At 58.1% G+C, this 3,659-nt stretch carries 5 protein-coding genes; 2 read left to right on the top strand and 3 right to left on the bottom strand.

The window, feature by feature from the left end; all coding sequences use genetic code 11:
• Positions 1-15: 15 nt before the first annotated feature.
• Genes VEK15_00305 through VEK15_00295 form a run of 3 tightly spaced genes read right to left on the bottom strand, consistent with a single transcriptional unit; the run spans position 16 to position 1,619 of the window.
• Positions 16-201 (bottom strand): hypothetical protein, encoded by a 186-nt coding sequence (locus tag VEK15_00305; GenBank protein HXV59103.1) that lies wholly within the window; start codon positions 199-201, stop codon positions 16-18.
• A 27-nt stretch (positions 202-228) separates the two neighbouring features.
• Complete coding sequence (gene sigZ, locus VEK15_00300; protein ID HXV59102.1) at positions 229-831, bottom strand: RNA polymerase sigma factor SigZ; 603 nt, start codon at positions 829-831, stop codon at positions 229-231.
• Positions 831-1,619, bottom strand: a complete 789-nt coding sequence (locus tag VEK15_00295) for an arsenite methyltransferase (protein ID HXV59101.1) — start codon at positions 1,617-1,619, stop codon at positions 831-833. Before VEK15_00295 ends, sigZ begins: the two co-directional genes overlap by 1 nt.
• A gap of 249 nt (positions 1,620-1,868) precedes the next feature.
• Here VEK15_00295 and VEK15_00290 point away from each other — a divergent pair, with 249 nt between their 5' ends.
• Both VEK15_00290 and VEK15_00285 read left to right on the top strand, forming a co-directional pair.
• Positions 1,869-2,519: a hypothetical protein gene (locus VEK15_00290; GenBank protein ID HXV59100.1), complete on the top strand. Its 651-nt coding sequence runs from the start codon at positions 1,869-1,871 to the stop codon at positions 2,517-2,519.
• The gene (locus VEK15_00285; GenBank protein HXV59099.1) at positions 2,516-3,382 is read left to right on the top strand and encodes a nucleotidyl transferase AbiEii/AbiGii toxin family protein; all 867 of its coding nucleotides are present in this window, start codon (positions 2,516-2,518) and stop codon (positions 3,380-3,382) included. Before VEK15_00290 ends, VEK15_00285 begins: the two co-directional genes overlap by 4 nt.
• Positions 3,383-3,659: the final 277 nt, after the last annotated feature.

The raw sequence follows: 3,659 nt of genomic DNA, 5'->3' as shown, positions 1-3,659 counted from the left end.
CTTCCGTAGCCCAGGTCAGAGGCCGAAGGCAACCACCGCTAGCGAGCAGCAGCACTGTCCGGAAGGTGAACGCCGCCGGAAAAGGTCGTCGTCGAGGAGCGGGGCGTCCTGGCGGCGCAGCGGTGGATCCCGGAGGCCTCGGGCGAGCTCGTAGAAGAAGAGATCGGGCTCAGGAGGTATGGGAAGCCTAACAGGCTTCACAAGATGATGTGATACGACGGGTCACTTTCACTTCTGAAGTGTGCACGTGCAGAAAGTCGCATTACGCGACTCGAAATCGGCAATCCCTTGGCGACGGTCCAGCTCGACGTGGCAACACTGGAGTAAAAGCTCTTTGAGCTTGCGGCGTCCGCGGGATACCCGAGACTTCATCGCTGACAGAGTCAGGCCCATCCGTTCGGCGGCATCTTTTTGAGTGGCCCCATTGAGTTCCGTGAGCGAGAGAGGAACGGCGTAGCGAGGGTGAATCTGAGTCAAGAGGGGCTCGATGCACGCCGCGAGCTCGTCGCGCGCAGGGCTGGCGCTATCCTCGGTCGACCCGTTCGCATCGACGTCGCCTGCATCGGCGACCGCAAAGCGTCCTGCACGGGAGCCTTCGGATCGATAGAAATCGACGACGGCGTTACGCGTAATGCTGTGAACCCACCCCGAGACACTCCTGAGCTCCCCGAGTCGATGAGCGTTTTCGTGAATCCGTGTGAACACGTCTTGAAGTAAGTCCTCGGCGTCCGCTTCGTTCGCGACTCGCTTACGAAGGTACGACCGAAGCCGCTGGTGAAACTCTCGCCAAACGGCTTCGGTCAACACACCCGATTGGGCTTGCTCAGTCATTAGACGGACGCCGGACGCACCGCCTCTATGGTAGCCGAAACCAGATAATCCTCGAGGGGGCGGTGCCTGGACCATTCCGAGACGAGCTCACGCGTTGCCTGCTGAGGTCTCACCTGGATTTGCTCGAACCCGGTGTCGCGAAGCATCTCCTCGATAACATGGATGGACGTCGCCCCCGCCATGCATCCGGTGTAGGCATCGAGGTCATTCTGGACGTCCTGGGGAAGCTCTGCCGTTGCGACGATATCGGAGATGGCGATCCTCCCCCCGGGCTTCAGCACCCGATACGTTTCCCGATAGACGGCTGGCTTGTCGACGGAGAGATTGACGACACAGTTGGAGATGATGACGTCGACGCTCTCGTCGGCGACGGGTAGGTGCTCGATCTCTCCCAAGCGGAACTCGACCCGCTCGGCGCCGGGCGCTTTTCTCGCCGCCTCACGCGCTCTCACGATCATCTCCGGGGTCATGTCCACCCCGATGACGCGACCCGATGGCCCGACCTGTTGAGCCGCGAGAAAGCAGTCGATGCCCCCTCCGCTCCCGAGGTCCAGGACAGTCTCTCCGGGTCTCAATGCGGCAATCGCCTGCGGATTGCCGCACCCGAGGCCGAGATTCGCGCCCTCGGGAAGACTCTCGAGCTCAGCCTCCGAGTAGCCGAGCCGCTCGGACTGTGCTCCGGGGTCGGCCGTGCCGCAGCTCGATGTTCCACCGCAGCACCCGCCCTGTCGGCTCTCGGTGGCAATCCGCCCGTAACGTTCTCTCACCGCTTGTCTTAAGTCCGTCATTGTTCGCTCCTTGATTCGCGTTCGTGACCGCCCGTGCGGCCTTCACCCCTGAAGACGTGTGAAGCACGGAAAGGTCGCAAGAGCGTCCGCATCTCCCAGAAGACGACCTAAGCTGGCTCGCGGGAGCTTGCCCGCCCGCCAACTTGACCGGCTCGAGTCCTGGGCGAGACCGAATAGCAAGAAGGAGAAAAATATGCCAGTAAGTCCACATATAATGGACATAGTAGCATTATTTTGACAGAATGGCCTATGGCTGGGATTAATGAAATCCGTCGATCAATCGATGCTGATGTATTTAATTATCAACAACTTATGGATTGTCTTCAGGCTTATGCCAAACCGCGAGATAAGGTTCGCAAGCTTCTCAAGGCCGGCGAGATTGTTAGGGTAAAGAAGGGACTCTACGTGTTCGGTGAAGCCCACCGACGTAGCCCCTGGTCTCGCGAGATTTTGGCGAACCTGATCTATGGACCGTCGTACATTAGTCTCGACTACGCCCTCAGCTACTACGGACTCATTCCGGAAAGGGTCATGGTGGTGACGTCTGTCACGCTGTCTCGATCGCGCCGATTCGAGACGCCCTTAGGGCTTTTTACGTACCGGAGGTTGTCTCGTCGAAAGTACTCCATCGGTATCGATCAGCAAGCATTGGAAGGCGACCAGCGTTTCCTGATCGCGACGCCCGCCAAGGCCCTCGCTGACAAGATCTGGACGGACCAGCGGTTCACTCCACGAAAAGCCGAGGAATTCCGCGCGTACCTTCAGGACGATCTGCGCATCGCGCCCGACGTTTTGAGCGGTATCGATCGGACGCTGCTGAAGTTGATCGCAGAGCAGTATGGGTCGAGGAAGGTTCGTTTGCTGCGTGACTATCTCGAAGTTGGGGGGAAGATCCTATGAATCCCGCGATCCTACGAATGCTCCAACGTTACTCGCGCGACACGATTGAAGAAAACGTTGCCGCTCTTCGCGAGATCCTCCAGCAATTAGCCTTGCTTGGACTCTGGCGCAGCAAGTTCTTCGAGCAAGCGGTGTTTTACGGCGGCACCGCGCTCCGTATGCTCTATGGACTCGATCGTTATTCCGATGACCTCGATTTTTCCTTGCTTGCGCCCGATGCTGATTTTTCTCTCAGCAAGTACGGCTCCTCCCTGGAACGGGAGTTGGCGGGATTCGGATTCGAAGTGTCGTTCGCGCCGGTACAAAAAAGTCAGGAGAGCGCCATCGAATCCGCGTTCATCAAGACGAACACCTTGAAACAGATGGTTCTCATCGAAGCGGATCGTAAACTGCTCGCTAGCCTTCAGTCCGACCAGAAGCTCAAGATCCGGCTCGAGGTGGACGTGGATCCTCCGGGTGGGTTCGAAATCGAATCTAAACCGATCCTGCAACCGGTCCCGTTTGCGGTTCGAGTCTACACCCTGCCCGACCTGTTTGCTGGGAAAATGCATGCACTCCTCTGTCGCCGATGGCGCAACCGGGTAAAAGGGCGGGACTGGTATGACTTCGTCTGGTATGTATCCAACTATCCGCGCCTGCACCTGAGCCATTTGGAGCAGAGGATGCGCCAGTCCGGCGATTACACGTCGGAACGGCCCCTTGACGGCCACGCCTTCCAGGAAATGGTCCGCGAAGCAGCGAAAAACGTCGACATCGAGCGAGCTCGTGAAGAGGTACTACCCTTCGTTTTGGACCAATCGACCGTTGAGATTTGGTCCGAAGACTTTTTCAGCTCCTTAATCGACAGAGTCGAGTTTGCGTGACCAAACGAAGTCGATAAATTTCGATGGCGGGTGCGCCCAGTGACGGTCATGAACACAGAAAGCGGAGGACTGGCTCGTCCAAGGGATTGAAGACATGTGCAAAGTGCGCGCTCCTCGCTCTCATATGTGTATGCAAGTCAGCCCTTGTTGAAACGTGATCGAAAACGTTCGGCGCGATGTGCTCTTGTCGACCGACGAGAAAGCCCGTCGCCGCGTGGTGCTCTCAAAGAGGGAGTCGATCGTGATCGAGGACAAGTTCGTCGACCTCTACGCGCGC

The organism is Vicinamibacteria bacterium (assembly GCA_035620555.1).
GTDB lineage: Bacteria > Acidobacteriota > Vicinamibacteria > Marinacidobacterales > SMYC01 > DASPGQ01.
This window is presented reverse-complemented; position numbering and strand designations above follow the sequence as displayed.